The organism is Belnapia rosea (assembly GCF_900101615.1).
Classification (GTDB): domain Bacteria; phylum Pseudomonadota; class Alphaproteobacteria; order Acetobacterales; family Acetobacteraceae; genus Belnapia; species Belnapia rosea.
On sequence record NZ_FMZX01000003.1, the window covers coordinates 45065 to 59607 of the forward strand.

A 14543-nucleotide genomic window follows, 5' to 3' on the forward strand; every position below is an offset into this window, starting at 1 on the left:
AAAGGGGTGGCAGGTTGCCCTGCCACCCCCGTTTCGCTGATCCCGAAGGATCAGAAGGCCAGGCGGGTGCCCAGGATGAACACCTTCGCGGTGTTGCGGTCCTGCACGCCCGGGTTGGACGGGTCGAGGTCGCGGCCACGCTCCGCAACCGTGTAGCTGCTGTACTCGGCCACGATGTCGAGGCCCGGAGCGAGGCGGTAGTTGGCGCCGATGCCGTAGCCGAGGCGGCGCATCATGGCCGCACCGGCTGCGTTGTTGGTCGCCTGCAGCACGCCGGCAGCGTTGTAGCCGAAGTTGGTGCGGCTCGCGCCTTCCACGGTCTGGATCAGGTAGTTGCCGCCGATGGTGAACGGCCCGACCGTGTAGCTGGCGCCAGCGAAGAACTGATCCATGGGCCGGTCGCCCTTGATCAGGTTGCCCCAGAAGAAGTTCGAGGCGCCATGCTCATACTGCGCACCGACCGTCAGGCCGTAGGCCGAAGCCTGCGCACCCACCTGCCAGACGCCGAGCGGCTGGAACACCGCGCGCTGCACGTTGAGCGGGCTGAGCTCCCGCGCCGCGCCCGAGCCGACATAGCCGCCGGTGACGGACAGGCCGACGCCGGCCAGGCTGCCGCGCCAGCGCACCGCACCCTGGTACTCGTTGCGGCGGACCGACATGTTCGGGCCGGCCGCGGCCACGCCGAAGTTGGCGGCGCCGGTGAAGGCATAGGAGGCGTCGCACCAGCCGCTGGACTGGTTGGTCGCGCAGCCCGTGTCCTCGCCTTCGTTGTAGTTGAAGGCGAAGGAGCCGCCGAAGTCGAAGCCGAAGAACTGCGGCGACAGGTAGATGATCTTGGTGTTGTCGCCGAGCGAGCCCGGGGAGGTCGTCGTGCGGACATTGGCCTGGCGGGACACGAAGGACTCGCGGTCGCCGTAGATGCCGCCGGTGCCGAAGTTGGTGATGACACCCGAGTTCATCAGGCCGCCGACCGGGCCGTCCTCGTCACCGAAGCGGATCTGGCCCCAGAGCGGCGAGGCGACGAAGGCGTACATCTCGTCGATGCTCGCCGTCGTCTTGCCCGTGCTGGCGCGCTGCTGGACGATGTTGCGGCCTTCCTGCTGGTTGAAGGCGATCTCGACCACCGCACCGTAGGACAGGCCATTGGCCGTCTTGCCGTTGACGAAGACATGGACCTCGGCGTCGGTGCTGAAGTCGTTGTTCGACAGGCGGCCGACATGACCGGGGTTGGTGCCGACATTCGTCTCCGTCGTCGGAATCCCGCCAACGACTGTTTGCTGCAGGTTCCCGGTCGCCGGGGACGTGTTGTTGGCCAGGCCGGACGGCGTGGTGCTGTTGCGGCCGCTCTGCTGCGTGTTGCCGTAGTAAGCCCGGAAGAAGCCGCCAATCCGGACGGTCGGGGCTTCCTGCGCCACGGCAACCGCCGGGGCCAGAAGCGCCGCGCCGACCACCGCGGTCGTGCCCAGCAGTATCTTGCGCATCCTAAACCTCCTCACTCGCCGGGCATGCCCGGCTGTTCCCTGTCTGACCCACCCGCCCCCCCACGGCTTGCGCCGTTTTGGCAGGTGTCATACCCAAACCCGACCCATGCCGGCGGCCGGACATGACCGGGTCCGCACCGGACTATGGGCCAGCGCAATAAAGGGCGGCAACGGCCGACTCAGCGTTACCGCGACTTCGCTGAAACACTGTGGCGCATGAGACACAGGGTTTTGTACGCGGGGAGTTACAGGGGCAGGAAACCTTCGATCGCGGCCAGCCCGGCGGCCCAGCGCGGCAGCCGGCCGGCCGTCGGCCCGCCGATGCCGCCCAGCCCCAGCACCGGCCGTCCGGCCCGCCGCGCCAGCGCGGCCCAGCGCAGCGGGCCGAGCGCCGGCGCGCCGGGGTGGCTGCGCGTCGGGAAGACCGGGGAGAGCAGCACCGCATCCGCCCGCAGCCTGCGCGCCCGGGCCAGCCCGGCCCGGCCATGCGCCGCCGCGGTCAGCAGCAGCCCACGGCGGCGGCGGCCCTGCAGGAAGGGCAGCAGCCCCGCCACCGCCCTGCGGTCAGGGACATGCAGCCCCGCGCCATGCCGCAGCGCCAGCCGCCCGTCGCCGCCCACCAGCAGCACCAGCCGCCTCTGCCGGGCCAGCGCCGCCAGCCCCCTCAGCACCGCGGGCGACAGGCCACGCGCCAGCACCGCCGCCCCGGCCGGCAGCCGCGCCGCCGCCCCTCGCGGGTCGGGCAGCCGCACCGGGTCGCCGACCAGCACCAGCCGCGGCCCGCCCCATGGCTTGAGCCGCCGCGCCGCCGCCTCTAGCTTGCCCATCGCATGACCGACATCGCCGCCAACCTCGCCCGCATCCAGGCGAGGATCGCCGAGGCCACCGCCCGCGCCAACCGGCCAGCGGGCTCCGTCACCTTGGTCGCCGTCTCGAAGACCAACCCGGCCGAGGCCGTCGCCGCGGCGCTGGCCGCCGGCCAGATGGTCTTCGGCGAGAACCGGGTACAGGAGGCCGCCGGGAAATTCCCGCCCCTCCGGCCCGCCTGGCCCGCGCTCCGCCTGCACATCATCGGCGGTCTGCAGACCAACAAGGCGCGGGATGCGGTGCGGATCGCCGATGTGATCGAGAGCCTGGACCGCCCGAAGCTCGCCACAGCCCTCGCCGAGGCCATGGCGAAGGAGGGCCGCGCGCCCGAGATGCTGGTGCAGGTGAATACCGGGGAGGAGCCGCAGAAGGCCGGTGTCCCACGGGCGGAGGCCGAGGGCTTCCTCCGCGCCTGCCGCGAGGAGTGGGGCCTGCCGGTGCGGGGGCTGATGTGCATCCCCCCGGCCGAGGAGGACCCCCGCCCGCATTTCCACTACCTGGCGGAGCTGGCCGGCCGCCACGCCCTGCCCGTGCTCAGCATGGGCATGAGCGCGGATTTCGAGGCCGCCATCGCCTGCGGTGCTACCCATGTGCGGGTGGGCAGCGCCATCTTCGGCGCCCGGGGCTGACGCGTGGCCTCAGTGCTGCACCGTGCCCTGCTGCACCGGGCCCTGCCGTGCCGGGCCCCGCCGTGCCGAGGCCACCATGATCAGCATGCCGGCCGTCATGAACAACACGGCCGCGGCGGTGCCCAGCCCAAGGTAGCCCAGCACCGCGCCGATCAGCATCAGCACCGCCACCGGCGGCCAAGGGCGCGCCAGCATCTGCCTTAACAAGTCTGCCATGGTCCTGGACCTCTCCCTGGCGCCCCGGTTGCTCCGGATGCGCGTCGGGGAAGAGTGCCAAGCTCAGGCAAAAGATGTCCAGAAGGACATCATTCGTCCATGACCTCGATGGCGGCCAGCCCGGCCGCCAGCACCGCGCGCAGGGCAGGCTCCGGCAGGGCGATGCAGCCCTCGGTCGGTGCCAGGTCGGGGCGGGCCAGGTGCAGGAAGATGGCGCTGCCCCGGCCGCGCTGCACCGGCGCGTCGTTCCAGCCAAGGATGCCGATGATGTCGTAGAGCGAGTCCGCCCGCCACAGCACCTCATGCCGGGCCGGATGCGGCAGCGTCACCGGGCGGTTGTAGTCGGCATGGGACGGGTCGTCGCACCACCCGTCCTGCGGCGCGATCGGCTCGACCGCCACCCGGCAGCGCGGCGGCGCCACCCGGTCCGCCCGGTAGAGCACCCGGCGCAACGGCAGCAGGCCCACCGGGGTCGCGCCATCGCCCTCCCGCTTGTCGCGGCGGATGCCACCCCGGCCCAGGGCGCAGCGCCAGGTCTCGCCCTGCAGCCGCAGCAGCCCGTCGGGCCGCACCAGCGCGGTGGAGGGGGCCGCGCTCATGCGAGCAGATGGCCGAAGCGGCGGGCCTTGGTCTCCAGATACCCGTCATTCACCCCATTCGGGGCAAAGGCATGCGCTTCCCGCCCCTCGACCAGGATGCCGCAGGCGGCCAGCGACTCGAGCTTCTCCGGGTTGTTGGTCAGCAGCCGCACCCGCTCGATGCCGAGCTGGCGGAGGATGGTCGCCGCCACCATGAAATTGCGCTCATCCGCCCCGTAGCCGAGCGCCCGGTTGGCATCCAGCGTGTCGAGCCCGCCATCCTGCAGCCGGTAGGCGCGGAGCTTGTTGACGAGGCCGATGCCCCGCCCCTCCTGCGCGAGATAGACCAGCACCCCGGCCCCCGCCTCGCCCATGCGATGGATGGCGCCGCGCAGCTGCGGCCCGCAATCGCAGCGCAGGGAACCGAGCAGGTCGCCGGTGAAGCATTCCGAATGCAGCCGCACCAGCGGCGCATCGCCGCGCGCGACGACGTCCTCCGGCCGGCCGACCAGGATGGCGAGGTGCTCGATCCCGCCATCCGCCGCGCGGAAGGCGACGATGCGCGCATCCGGCGCACCCTCGAGCGGCACCGCGGCTTCGGCCACCCGCCGCAGCGTGGTCGCCGCCTCGGCCGGATAGGCCAGCACATCGGCGGTCTCGACCGTGAGCAGGTCGCCCCGGCCCAGGCCATCCCGGGCCGGCGCCGCGATCACCGCCGGCAGCAGCCGGCCGAGCTTGGCCAGGGCGAGCGCCGCCCCGGCCAGGGCCGGGGCCGGGACGCGTTCGGTGCGGTTGCCCTCGGGCAAGCGGTCGGCGGTCGGGTCGGCCAGGCTGCGCAGCATCGCGGGGTCCAGCAGGCTCGGCGGCAGGCGGAGCGCGACGGCCGCCTCCTCCACCCCCTGGACCGGGCGCAGCACCGGCACCGGCGCCACATCCGCCGCCCGGCTCGGCGCCAGCAGCAGCACGCCCGGGCCGCGGGCCAGCGCCGCCAGCTCGGCGAGGCCGGCGGCGCCCACCGTCTCGGCCGCGGCGATCACCAGGGGATGCTCCCCGCCCCGCAGCAGCACCGGCGTCCCCCGCCGGAGCTCGGCGGCGGCGCGATGCACGGCGCGCAGGGACAGGGCAGCATCCGGCGCGGCGGAGGCGGCAGTGGCAAGCGGGTCGGTCGCAACGGAGAGGGGCATGATCGTCAATCTAGGTCCATCCAGGCTGCATCGCGCACCCGGAATGTGGCGTCGAAACGGCACCGGCAGGAGAGGGAGCGAAATATTGATTACGGACCGAGCTCGGACCATCTGAGGCAGCGCTATGGCTTGACAACCTCGCCACAGCTTCGCCATCGACATCACGTAAATCTCGACTGACAAGAAATCCTGCCCTGGGAGATTGCATGGCTGGTCCCCGCCCACTGCTGATCGTGGATGATGACGTCGCCCTTCGGGCGACGCTGGCGGAGCAGCTTTCGCTCGACGGCGAATTCGACCCCGCCGAGGCCGCGACGGCCGAGGAAGCCGAGCGGATGCTCTCCTCGCCCACCGCCCGCTTCGACGCCGTCCTGCTCGATATCGGCCTGCCCGATGGCGACGGCCGGGAGTTGTGCACCCGCCTGCGCCGCCAGGGGCTCAAGATCCCCGTCATCATGCTGACCGGGGCGGATGGCGAGCAGGATGTGGTCCGCGGCCTCGATGCCGGGGCCAACGACTACATCGCCAAGCCCTTCCGGCTGAACGAGCTGCTGGCGCGGCTGCGCGCCCAGCTCCGCGTCTTCGACAATTCCGAGGATGCGGTCTTCCTGGTCGGCCCCTACACCTTCCGCCCCTCCGCCAAGCTGCTGATGGAGCAGGCGCGCAACCGGAAGATCCGGCTGACCGAGAAGGAAAGCGCGATCCTCAAATACCTCTACCGCGCCGGCGGCAAGCCGGTGGGGCGGCAGATCCTGCTGAACGAGGTCTGGGGCTACAACAGCGCGGTCACCACCCACACGCTGGAGACGCATATCTATCGCCTCCGCCAGAAAATCGAGCCGGACCCGACCAATGCCCGGCTGCTGCTGACCGAAGGTGGCGGCTACCGGCTGGATCCGGCCGCCGGCACCGCCGCCGCCAACGGCTAGGGCCAAATATCCTGCCTCAACGGGTGGGGGACCGTGCCCCGCAGCGTTGCCGGTCGTCTGGCCGGGCGTATCTCCGACCGGGTGACCCCACCTGACCGGAGCTTGCCCAGGCCGGCAGCCTACTCGAACCGCACCGCCTCATCGAAGGTCAGGCGCGGGCTGCGGGGGAAGAGGCCGCTTTCATCCCCATATCCCAGGTTGACGAGGAAATTCGACCGCCAGCTGGTGCCGGCGAAGAAGGCCTCGTCCACCTTGGCATTGTCGAAGCCGCTCATCGGCCCGGCATCGAGGCCGAGCGCCCGGGCGGCGAGGATCAGGTAGGCGCCCTGCAGGCTGCCGTTGCGGAAGGCTGTCACCTCCGCCAACGCATCATTGCCGGCGAACCAAGACCGCGCATCCGCATGCGGGAAGAGCTTCGGCAGTTCGTCATAGAAGCGGGTGTCATGGGCGACGATGGCGATGACCGGCGCGGTCATCGTCTTCTCCATGTTGCCCTTGGAGAGCGCCGGCCTCAGCTTCTCCTTGCCCTCCGCGGTGCGGATGAAGACCAGGCGGGCGGGCGAGCTGTTCGCGCTGGTCGGCCCGAATTTCAGCAGGTCATAGAGCTCGGCCAGCTTGGTGTCCGGCACCGGCCGGTCCTGCCACTTGTAGTGGGTGCGGGCGGTGCGGAAGAGCTGGTCGAGCGCGGCAGCATCGAGGATCTGGTCGGGCATAGGAGGCTCCGTTCGGATTCGCTATCCCGACCGGTATCGGCCCACGGCCCGGCGCCGCCAATGGTGCCGGGCTGATCTCCGCCATCACCGATGGTGATGGCGGCCAGGGATCAGGCGTCCACCTGCTCCACCGCCACCACCTCGGGCACGTAGTGCCGCAGCATGTTCTCGACGCCATGCTTCAGCGTGGCGCGCGAGGAGGGGCAGCCGGAGCAGGCACCCTGCAGATGCAGCTTCACCACCCCGTCGCGGTAGCCGCGGAAGACGATGTCGCCGCCATCCCCGGCCACGGCCGGGCGCACGCGGGTGTCGAGCAGCTCCTTGATCTGGTCGACGATCTCGGCATCGGCGTCGTCGAACTCCTCCGCCTCGGCATCGCCGTCGCTGTCGAGCACGGGCAGGCCGGCCATGAAATGGTCCATGATCGCGCCCAGCACCTGCGGGCGGAGCTGCGCCCAGTCGGCTGCCTCGGTCTGGGTCACGGTGACGAAATCGCCACCGAGGAAGACGCGCGCCACGCCGCCGAGGGCGAAGATGCGGGTCGCCAGCGGGCTGCGGGTGGCAGCCTCGGCCGAGGCGAAGTCGGCGGTGCCGCTCGTGCCCATCACCTCCCGCCCGGGGAGGAATTTCAGCGTGGCGGGGTTCGGGGTGCCTTCGGTCTCGATGAACATGGGTCTGGTCCTGCCAAAGCAGCTGGTGGGTTATTTCCGGACTAAGCTGGTCGGCTTTACCCCCGGATGCAACCCACCGCCGCCCTTATTCGGCCGCGACGGCGGGCGTGCCGCCATGCTTGGCGCCGCGCACCGGCTTCTGCTTCGGCTCATGCGCGATCTCGGCCATGGTCTGCTCGACATGGCGGGAGAAGACGAAATCCGCCGGCCGCTGCCCGGAGAGGTCGATCTCGGGCGCCATCTCGCCCTCGGTCTTCGGTCCCCGCACCTGCCGCGCCATCGCCTTCAGGGGGTGCTTGATGGAATCGATCACCGCCGAGGCCTCGAAGCCGGAATGCACCATGCAGTCGGCGCATTTCTCGTAGTTGCCGACCCCGTACTTGTCCCAGTCGGTGGTCTCCATCAGCTCCTTGAAGGACTTCGCATAGCCCTCGCCGAGCAGGTAGCAGGGCCGCTGCCAGCCGAAGATGTTGCGGGTCGGGTTGCCCCAGGGCGTGCAGTGGTAGGTCTGGTTGCCCGCCAGGAAGTCGAGGAAGAGCGGGCTGTTGCCCATCTTCCACCCCTTGCCCTTGCCGCGGGCGAAAATGCCGCGGAACAGCTCCTTCGTCTTCCGGCGGTTGAGGAAGTGCTGCTGGCTGGGCGCCCGCTCATAGGCATAGCCGGGCGAGACCATGATGGCGTCGATGCCCATGGCGGTGACGTCGTCGAAGAACCGCGCCATCCGCTCCGGCTCGGCATTGTTGAACAGCGTGGCGTTGATGGCGACGCGGAAGCCGCGCGCCTTGGCGTCCTTCAGCGCGGCGACGGCGCGGTCGTAGACGCCCTTCTGGCTCACCGCCCAGTCATGCTGGTCCTTGTCGCCGTCCAGGTGGATGTCCCAGGTGAAATTCGGGTGCGGCTTGTACTGCTCGATCCGCTTCTCGAGCAGCAGCGCATTGGTGCAGAGGATGACGACCTTGCCACGCGCCAGGATGCCCTCGACGATCTGCGGCATCTCCTTGTGCAGCAGCGGCTCCCCACCCGCGATGGCGACGACCGGCACGCCCGTCTCGTCCACCGCCTGCAGGCACTCCTCGACCGAGAGGCGCTTGTTCAGGATCGGGTCCGGATAGTCGATCTTGCCGCAGCCGGCGCAGGCCAGGTTGCACTTGAACAGCGGCTCCAGCATCAGCACGAGCGGGTATCGCTTCCGCCCCAGCATGTGCTGCTTGAGCACATAGGCGCCGACCTTCATCTGCTGCCGCAGCGGGATACCCATACCATCTCTCTCCTAACCAGCGGTCCCGATGCGCCGCCTTGGCGGCAGCGCCCCGGGCCGAGGCCACGAACACGGCCCGCCGCGAGCGCGGCAAGGCAAGGGGGCGCGGATGCGCCCCGCCGGCGTCCAAAGCGTGATTGCCGCGCGCCGGACCAGCCGGTGGCGTGAAGCACGCAAGCCAGCAACAAGCCAGAGCATGATCGCCGCTTCCACGCGCGGCGGCCATGCTCCAGGGGTCTGCCTCAAGAAGCCGCGCTGGCCTCGGGTTCCACCAGGGCCGCGGGCAGCTTGAACGACACATCCTCGACGATGCCGGGCAAGGCGGAAACCTCGACGGGGCCAAGCCGGCCCAGCGCCGCGATCACCTCCTCCACCAGGCTCTCCGGGGCGGAGGCCCCGGCCGTGATCCCCACCACCTCCGCACCCCGGAGCCATTCGGGCCGGAGCGCCTCGGCATCCGGGATCAGGTAGCAGGGCACCCCCTGCTCCGACCCGATCTCCCGGAGGCGGTTAGAGTTGGAACTGTTGGCGGCTCCTACAACCAGCAACACGTCCACCCGCCGCGCCAGCTCCCGCACCGCCGTCTGGCGGTTCTGGGTGGCGTAGCAGATGTCTCGCGTATCAGGGCCGACGAGGTCCGTGAAGCGGGCTTTCAGCGCCTCGATGATGCCGCGCGCGTCATCGACGGAAAGCGTGGTCTGCGTGACGAAAGCAGCCGGCTGGTCGGTCCGGATCGGCAGCGCCGCCACCTCCGCGGCACTCCCGACGAGATGAACCCGGCCGGGGATCTGCCCCAGCGTGCCCTCGACCTCGGGATGCCCGGCATGGCCGATGAGGATCAGGGCCCGCCCCTGGGCGACATAGCGCCGCCCCTCGGTATGGACCTTGGACACCAGCGGGCAGGTGGCGTCCAGCACGGGCAGGCCACGCGCCTCGGCTTCGGCCTCGACGGCGCGGGAGACGCCATGGGCACTGAAGATGGTGACGGCGCCGGCCGGGACCTCCTCGAGGGCCTCGATGAAGCGGGCGCCCTTGGCCTGCAGCGTCTCGACCACCCTGCGGTTGTGGACGATCTCATGCCGCACATAGACGGGCGCCCCGTACTTCTCCAGCGCCCGCTCGACGATATCCACCGCCCGCACGACACCGGCGCAGAAGCCCCTCGGCTGCGCCAGAACAATCCGCATCAGCACGCCCCCTGCCTGATCGCTGCCAGCCATTCCCTTCAGTCGGCGGCGATCCGTTCCGCCTCGCGGCATCTTGCGCCGCGCATGTTTTGCTGCACTTTGCCGCCGGGTTGCAACCGGGGAGTGGCTCTACCCCGCCACCGAGATGATCCATCCCCGATCGGAGGTTGCCTTGTCTCTTTGCTTCGAAACCGCCCGCCGGTCCCTTGCCCTGGCGGCGGTGCTGCTCGGGCTCGCCCTGCTGCGGCCGGTTCCGGCCGCAGCCCATGCCGTCGTGGTCAGCTCCGAGCCGGTCGCCGGCGCGGCCCTGGCCACCCCGCCGGCGCGGGTGACCATCCGCTTCAACAGCCGGCTCGACCATGAGCGCAGCCGGTTGCTGCTGATCGGCCCGGACGGCGCGCAGACCCCGCTCGCCATCGCGGGGGACAGCGACCCGGTGGTGCTGGCGGCACCCCTGTCCGCCCCGCCCGGCCCCGGCGCCTGGCGGCTGCGCTGGCAGGTCCTGGCGGTGGATGGCCATATCACCCGCGGCGACATCCCGTTCAGCATACAGGCCCCGTAAGTGGAGCAGCTCCTCGACCTCTACGGCTTCGCCAGCGTCGTCCTGCATGCGGCGGAGCTGGTGGCGCGGACCGTGCTGCTCGGCTCCGTCGTGTTCTGGGTGCTGCTGGCGGTGCCCCTCGCCCGACTGATGCCGCCCGGCGATGCCGACCGGCTGCACGCCATCGCCCGGCGGACGGTGCTGGCCTCCGGCATCGCCTCCCTCGCCGCGACCTTCCTGCTCGGCCTGCTGAGCTTCGTGGCGCTGGAGGCGACGCTCGATATCGGCGCCCGGGCGCTGCTCGGGGCGGATTTCATCCTGCTGACCGGGCTCGACCTGCTGGCCATGCTGGTGCTGCTGGCCCTTGCCCTGCCGAGGGGCCGGCCGGCGCCGAACCGGCGCTGGGGCCTGCTCGGCCTGGCGGCGCTGGTGCTGCTGGCGGTGACCTTCGGCAGCCATGCCATCGCCCGCACCGAGGGCCGCGCCATGCTGCTGGCCTCGACCGCCCTGCACCAGGCCGGCGCCGCCTTCTGGCTCGGCGGCCTGCCCTGCCTGCTCGCCGCCCTGCGGCTGACGCCCCCCTCCGCCCGGATCATCGGCCAGCGCTACTCGCTGCTGGCGGCCATCGGCGTCGGGCTGATCCTGCTGGGCAGCGCGGGCTTCTGGTTCGGCTTCATCGGCTCGGCCGGGGCGGTCTACGGCACCGCCTACGGCTCCATGGCGGCCTCCAAGCTCATCATGCTCGTCCTGCTGCTGGTGCTGGGGGCGATGAACTACCGCCTGCTCCACCGCATCGCGCCGACGCCGGGCGGCACCCTCCGCCTGCGCCGCTTCATCGAGGCGGAGATGTCGATCGGCATAGCCGTGCTCGCCGTCGCCGCCTCCCTCACCTCGGTCCCGCCGGCGGCCGACCTGCCGGATGACCGCGTCACCTGGCAGGAGATCACCGAGCGGTTCACGCCGGAATGGCCGCGCCTGACCAGCCCGGACCATGCCGACCTCGCTATCCCCGCCCTGCAGGCCCAGCTCGACGCCGAATGGCAGCAGCGCCAGGCGGCGCAGCGGCCGCAGGCCTTCACCCCCGGCGAGGGCCTCCTGCCGCCGCGGAACGCCACCGACATCGCCTGGAGCGAGTACAACCACCATTGGGCCGGCATCATGGTGCTGCTGGTCGGCCTCGCCGCGCTGCTGGACGCCACCGGCCGCGTTCCCCTGGCACGGCACTGGCCGCTGGTCTTCCTCGGCCTCGCCGCCTTCCTCCTCATCCGTTCGGACCCGGAGGCCTGGCCGCTCGGCGATATCGGCCTGCTCGACAGCCTGCGCGACCCGGAGGTGGTGCAGCACAAGATCGCCTCGCTGCTGGTGGTGGGCTTCGCCGTCTCGGAATGGTCGGTGCGGCTCGGCCTGCTGCGCGGGCGGGTGCGCTTCGTCTTCCCGCTGGCGATGCTGGCGGGCGGCGTGCTGCTGCTCGCGCATACCCATGCCATCTCCAACATCAAGGAGGCGCAGCTCATCGAGCTGTCGCACCTGCCGCTCGCCCTGCTCGCGGTCGTCGCCGGCTGCGCCCGCTGGACCGAGCTGCGCGGCCCGCCGGAGCTGGCGCGCATCGGCCGCTGGCTCTGGCCCGCCTGCCTGATCGGCATCGGCCTCCTGCTGCTGCTCTACCGGGAGGCCTGATCGTGCGCGGATTGTTGGCGCGGGGCTGCGCGGCGCTGGCCCGCGTGGCGGCGCACCGCCCCTGGCCGGTGGTGGCCCTCGCCCTGCTGCTCACCCTGGGCGCCGGGCTGGTGGTCGCCCAGCGCTTCGCCATGAACACCGACACCGATGCGCTCTTCCCCGCCGACCTGCCCTGGCGGCTGACCGAGAACCGCATCTCCGAAGCCTTCCCGCAGCGGGACCGGGTGATCGCGGTGGTGGTGGATGGGGTGACGGGCGATGCCGCCGACCGCGCCGCGGCCGGCCTCGCCGAGGCGCTGGCCCGGCGCGACGACCTCTTCCTCTCCATCGAGCGTCCGGACGCCCTGCCCTTCTTCCGCCGCAACGGCCTGCTCTTCCTCGAGACGGCCGAGGTGCGGCAGACGACGGAGCGGATCATCGCCGCCCAGCCCCTGCTCGGCACCCTGGCCGCCGACCCCAGCCTGCGCGGCCTCGCCACCGCCCTCGGCCTCGTGCTGCAGGGGGTCGAGCGCGGCGAGGCGAAGCTCACCGACATCGCCGCCCCGCTCGCCGCCCTCGCCCCCGCCGCCGAGGCCGCCGCCGCCGGGCGGATCGAGCAACCCGACTGGGCCAGCCTCTTCACCGGCCGCCCGCCCGACCCGCAGGCGCTGCGCCGCTTCGTCCTCGTCCGCCCGCGCCTCGACTTCTCCGCCCTCAGCCCCGGCGCCACCGCCGGCGAGGCCATCCATGAGGCGGCAAGGCGCCTCCAGATGCCCGGCATACGCTTCCGCATGACCGGCGAGATCCCGATGGCCGACGAGGAATTCGCCTCGGTCGCCGATGGGGCGGTGCGGAACACCCTGCTCTCCCTCGCGCTGGTCGCCTTGCTGCTCTGGATGGCGCTGCGGTCCTGGCGGCTGATCCTGCCGGTGCTGGTGACGCTGCTGCTCGGCCTCCTGGCGACGGCCGCCTTCGGGGCGCTGGCGATCGGTCCCTTCAACCCGCTCTCCATCGCCTTCGCCGTGCTGTTCATCGGCCTCGGCGTCGATTTCGGCATCCAGTTCGCCGTCCGCTTCCGCGAGCAGCGGCGGGTGGTGGAGGACTTGCAGGAGGCCATCACCCTGGCCGGGGCCACGGCGGGGCCCGGCATCCTGCTGGCGGCCCTGGCGATCGCCGGCGGCTTCCTCGCCTTCCTGCCGACCGACTACCGCGGCGTCTCGGAGCTCGGCGCCATCGCCGGCTTCGGCATGCTGATGGCGGCCTTCCTCTCGCTCACCCTGCTGCCCGCCCTGGTGTGGCTGCTCTCCCCGCCGGGCGAGGCGGAGGAGGTTGGCTGGCCCGCCCTCGCCCCCGTGGAGCGGGCGCTTGCCCGCCATGCCCGCCCGGTCGTCGCCGGGCTCGCGGTCCTGGCGATCGCGGCGGCGGCGACGCTGCCGGTGCTCCGCTTCGACTTCAATCCGCTCAACCTGCGCGACCCGCACTCCGAGGCGGTCTCGACCTTCCGCGACCTGATGGGCTCGATCGACACCACGCCCAATACGCTGAACGTCCTGGCCCCCTCCCTCGCCGCCGCCCGGCCGCTCGCCGCCCGGCTGGAGGCGCTGCCCGAGGTGGCGCGGGTGATGACGCTGGCGAGCTTCGTGCCGGAGGACCAGGCGCCGAAGCTCGCCCTCATCCAGGATGCCGCCGACCTGCTGAGCCTCACCCTCGCCCCGCCCGAGGTCCAGCCGCCACCCGGCGATGCCGCCATCGCCGCCGCGCTGCGCGAGCTTTCGACGGGCCTCGCGCGGGGGGCGGGGGGCGACGGGCGCGAGGCAGCCGATGCGCGGCGCCTCGCCGCCGCCCTCGCCACCCTGGCCGCCGGCCCGCCCGAGGGCCGCGCCCGCCTCGGCGCCGCCCTGCTGCCCGGCCTGACCGCGACGCTGGCCCAGCTCGCCGAGGTGCTGCAGGCCGGGCCGGTGACACTCGAGAGCCTGCCGCCCGAGCTGGCGCGGGACTGGGTGGCGCCGGACGGCCAGGCCCGCATCGAGGTCTGGCCACGCGACCTCTCGGACAGCAACCCGGTGCTCCGCCGCTTCGCCGCCGCGGTCCAGGCCGTGGCGCCGGAGGCGAGCGGCATGGCGATCTCCATCCAGGCCTCCTCCGCCACCATCCGTGGCGCCTTCCTCCTCGCCGGCGCGATCGGCCTTGGCTGGACCTGCCTGCTGCTGCTGCTCGCGCTGCACAGCGTGCGGCTGGCGCTGCTGGCCATGGCCCCGCTGGTGCTGGCCGGGCTGGTGACGCTGGCGATCTGCGCCGTGCTCGGCCCCTCGCTGAACCTCGCCAACATCATCGCCCTGCCGCTGCTCTTCGGCATCGGCGTGGCCTTCGACATCTACTTCATCGTCGCCTGGCGGGCCGGGGTGCGGGTGCTGCTGCCCACGGCGATGGCACGGGCGGTGCTGTTCAGCGCGCTGACCACGGGCAGCGCCTTCGGCACCCTCGCCCTCTCCGCCCATCCCGGCACGGCGAGCATGGGGGTGCTGCTGGCGATGTCGCTGGTGGCCGTCCTGGCCGCCGTGCTCCTGGCGCTGCCCGCCCTCCTCCACGCCCTCGCCGAGGATCAACCGCAGGAGCGTGAGGTTGCGTGACGG

14 protein-coding genes are annotated in these 14543 nt (G+C 71.8%); 5 read left to right on the forward strand and 9 right to left on the reverse strand.

Annotation, left to right across the window (positions count from 1 at the left end):
- Positions 1 to 50: 50 nt before the first annotated feature.
- Together BLR02_RS09095 and BLR02_RS09100 are read right to left on the reverse strand one after the other, a co-directional pair.
- Positions 51 to 1481: a porin gene (locus tag BLR02_RS09095; RefSeq protein WP_090564466.1), complete on the reverse strand. Its 1431-nt coding sequence runs from the start codon at positions 1479 to 1481 to the stop codon at positions 51 to 53.
- A gap of 245 nt (positions 1482 to 1726) precedes the next feature.
- Entirely contained in the window at positions 1727 to 2308 is a 582-nt protein-coding gene (locus tag BLR02_RS09100) for a thiamine phosphate synthase (protein WP_090564464.1), read from the reverse strand.
- 3 nt (positions 2309 to 2311) lie between these two features.
- Here BLR02_RS09100 and BLR02_RS09105 point away from each other — a divergent pair, with 3 nt between their 5' ends.
- Complete coding sequence (locus tag BLR02_RS09105; RefSeq protein WP_090564462.1) at positions 2312 to 2977, forward strand: YggS family pyridoxal phosphate-dependent enzyme; 666 nt, start codon at positions 2312 to 2314, stop codon at positions 2975 to 2977.
- A 9-nt stretch (positions 2978 to 2986) separates the two neighbouring features.
- Here BLR02_RS09105 and BLR02_RS09110 read toward each other — a convergent pair whose 3' ends face one another.
- The 3 genes from BLR02_RS09110 to BLR02_RS09120 form a co-directional block, all read right to left on the reverse strand.
- Complete coding sequence (locus BLR02_RS09110) at positions 2987 to 3193, reverse strand: hypothetical protein (RefSeq protein ID WP_143018078.1); 207 nt, start codon at positions 3191 to 3193, stop codon at positions 2987 to 2989.
- An 89-nt stretch (positions 3194 to 3282) separates the two neighbouring features.
- Positions 3283 to 3792, reverse strand: a complete 510-nt coding sequence (locus tag BLR02_RS09115; protein ID WP_090662542.1) for a L,D-transpeptidase family protein — start codon at positions 3790 to 3792, stop codon at positions 3283 to 3285.
- Positions 3789 to 4955, reverse strand: coding sequence for a GTP cyclohydrolase II (locus tag BLR02_RS09120; RefSeq protein ID WP_090662861.1), 1167 nt, complete (start codon positions 4953 to 4955; stop codon positions 3789 to 3791). The genes BLR02_RS09115 and BLR02_RS09120 overlap by 4 nt, the downstream gene beginning before the upstream one ends.
- A gap of 206 nt (positions 4956 to 5161) precedes the next feature.
- Here BLR02_RS09120 and BLR02_RS09125 point away from each other — a divergent pair, with 206 nt between their 5' ends.
- Entirely contained in the window at positions 5162 to 5884 is a 723-nt protein-coding gene (locus BLR02_RS09125; protein ID WP_090564455.1) for a response regulator transcription factor, read from the forward strand.
- Positions 5885 to 6003: 119 nt separating this feature from the next.
- Here BLR02_RS09125 and BLR02_RS09130 read toward each other — a convergent pair whose 3' ends face one another.
- The 4 genes from BLR02_RS09130 to ispH form a co-directional block, all read right to left on the reverse strand.
- Entirely contained in the window at positions 6004 to 6597 is a 594-nt protein-coding gene (locus BLR02_RS09130; RefSeq protein ID WP_090662544.1) for a malonic semialdehyde reductase, read from the reverse strand.
- A 110-nt stretch (positions 6598 to 6707) separates the two neighbouring features.
- Positions 6708 to 7268: a NifU family protein gene (locus BLR02_RS09135; RefSeq protein WP_090662546.1), complete on the reverse strand. Its 561-nt coding sequence runs from the start codon at positions 7266 to 7268 to the stop codon at positions 6708 to 6710.
- Positions 7269 to 7353: 85 nt separating this feature from the next.
- Positions 7354 to 8526: an adenosyl-hopene transferase HpnH gene (hpnH, locus tag BLR02_RS09140; protein ID WP_090662548.1), complete on the reverse strand. Its 1173-nt coding sequence runs from the start codon at positions 8524 to 8526 to the stop codon at positions 7354 to 7356.
- 242 nt (positions 8527 to 8768) lie between these two features.
- The gene (ispH, locus tag BLR02_RS09145; RefSeq protein ID WP_245704705.1) at positions 8769 to 9746 is read right to left on the reverse strand and encodes a 4-hydroxy-3-methylbut-2-enyl diphosphate reductase; all 978 of its coding nucleotides are present in this window, start codon (positions 9744 to 9746) and stop codon (positions 8769 to 8771) included.
- Between the two features lie 139 nt (positions 9747 to 9885).
- Between ispH and BLR02_RS09150 the strand changes: the two genes are divergently transcribed.
- The 3 genes from BLR02_RS09150 to BLR02_RS09160 are packed head-to-tail and all read left to right on the forward strand — an operon-like array spanning position 9886 to position 14540.
- The gene (locus tag BLR02_RS09150; RefSeq protein ID WP_218127432.1) at positions 9886 to 10275 is read left to right on the forward strand and encodes a copper resistance CopC family protein; all 390 of its coding nucleotides are present in this window, start codon (positions 9886 to 9888) and stop codon (positions 10273 to 10275) included.
- On the forward strand, positions 10276 to 11931 hold the full coding sequence (locus BLR02_RS09155) for a copper resistance D family protein (RefSeq protein WP_090662550.1): 1656 nt from the start codon (positions 10276 to 10278) through the stop codon (positions 11929 to 11931).
- Positions 11932 to 11933: 2 nt separating this feature from the next.
- The gene (locus BLR02_RS09160) at positions 11934 to 14540 is read left to right on the forward strand and encodes an MMPL family transporter (RefSeq protein ID WP_245704706.1); all 2607 of its coding nucleotides are present in this window, start codon (positions 11934 to 11936) and stop codon (positions 14538 to 14540) included.
- Positions 14541 to 14543: the final 3 nt, after the last annotated feature.

What these genes read in the sequence shown, in the direction of transcription:
- BLR02_RS09120 (WP_090662861.1), bottom strand. Translation starts at nt 4,955, where the DNA reads ATGCCCCTCTCCGTTGCGACCGACCCGCTTGCCACTGCCGCCTCCGCC.
- BLR02_RS09115 (WP_090662542.1), bottom strand. Translation starts at nt 3,792, where the DNA reads ATGAGCGCGGCCCCCTCCACCGCGCTGGTGCGGCCCGACGGGCTGCTG.
- BLR02_RS09125 (WP_090564455.1), top strand. Translation starts at nt 5,162, where the DNA reads ATGGCTGGTCCCCGCCCACTGCTGATCGTGGATGATGACGTCGCCCTT.
- BLR02_RS09135 (WP_090662546.1), bottom strand. Translation starts at nt 7,268, where the DNA reads ATGTTCATCGAGACCGAAGGCACCCCGAACCCCGCCACGCTGAAATTC.
- BLR02_RS09130 (WP_090662544.1), bottom strand. Translation starts at nt 6,597, where the DNA reads ATGCCCGACCAGATCCTCGATGCTGCCGCGCTCGACCAGCTCTTCCGC.
- BLR02_RS09095 (WP_090564466.1), bottom strand. Translation starts at nt 1,481, where the DNA reads ATGCGCAAGATACTGCTGGGCACGACCGCGGTGGTCGGCGCGGCGCTT.
- BLR02_RS09110 (WP_143018078.1), bottom strand. Translation starts at nt 3,193, where the DNA reads ATGGCAGACTTGTTAAGGCAGATGCTGGCGCGCCCTTGGCCGCCGGTG.
- BLR02_RS09100 (WP_090564464.1), bottom strand. Translation starts at nt 2,308, where the DNA reads ATGGGCAAGCTAGAGGCGGCGGCGCGGCGGCTCAAGCCATGGGGCGGG.
- BLR02_RS09105 (WP_090564462.1), top strand. Translation starts at nt 2,312, where the DNA reads ATGACCGACATCGCCGCCAACCTCGCCCGCATCCAGGCGAGGATCGCC.
- hpnH (WP_090662548.1), bottom strand. Translation starts at nt 8,526, where the DNA reads ATGGGTATCCCGCTGCGGCAGCAGATGAAGGTCGGCGCCTATGTGCTC.
- ispH (WP_245704705.1), bottom strand. Translation starts at nt 9,746, where the DNA reads ATGGCTGGCAGCGATCAGGCAGGGGGCGTGCTGATGCGGATTGTTCTG.